The following is a 594-nucleotide window of genomic DNA, read 5'->3' as shown; positions in this document are numbered from 1 at the left end:
GACAGGAGCGACAGGAGAAACGGGAGCAACCGGAGTGACGGGTTTACAGGGTCCGCAAGGAATCCAAGGTGTGCAGGGAGAGATAGGTCCAACAGGGCCACAAGGTGTTCAAGGTCCCCAAGGAATTCAAGGAGTAACGGGGGCCACAGGAGATCAAGGTCCGCAAGGTATTCAAGGCCCACAAGGCGACATAGGTCCAACCGGCCCACAAGGAATTCAAGGCCCACAAGGTTCTCAAGGAATCCAAGGAGCGACAGGGGGAACAGGAGCACAAGGCCCACAGGGAATCCAAGGTCCGCAAGGTGACATAGGTCCGACTGGGTCACAAGGTCCAACTGGAATCCAAGGGATACAAGGAGAGATAGGTCCAACCGGCCCAGAAGGCCCAGAGGGACTGCAGGGCCCGCAAGGAATACAAGGTGTTCAAGGGCCAGTTGGAGCAACGGGTCCAGAGGGTCCTCAGGGAATACAAGGCATTCAAGGAGTGCAAGGAGCAACCGGCCCACAAGGTCCACAAGGAATACAGGGAATACAAGGTGTGCAAGGGATAACGGGAGCAACTGGAGCACAAGGAGCAACTGGAATTCAAGGGAT

General features: G+C 56.2%; 1 pseudogene. It reads left to right on the top strand.

Annotated elements, in window-relative coordinates:
* A pseudogene (locus MR107_RS30310) lies at positions 1 to 594 on the top strand (collagen-like protein); the annotation flags it as partial.

Origin of the sequence: Bacillus cereus group sp. BfR-BA-01441, assembly GCF_022663075.1 — a bacterium.
Lineage (GTDB): Bacteria > Bacillota > Bacilli > Bacillales > Bacillaceae_G > Bacillus_A > Bacillus_A cereus.
Note: the sequence above shows the minus strand (reverse complement) of the source record. Positions and strands in the feature narration are given on the sequence as shown.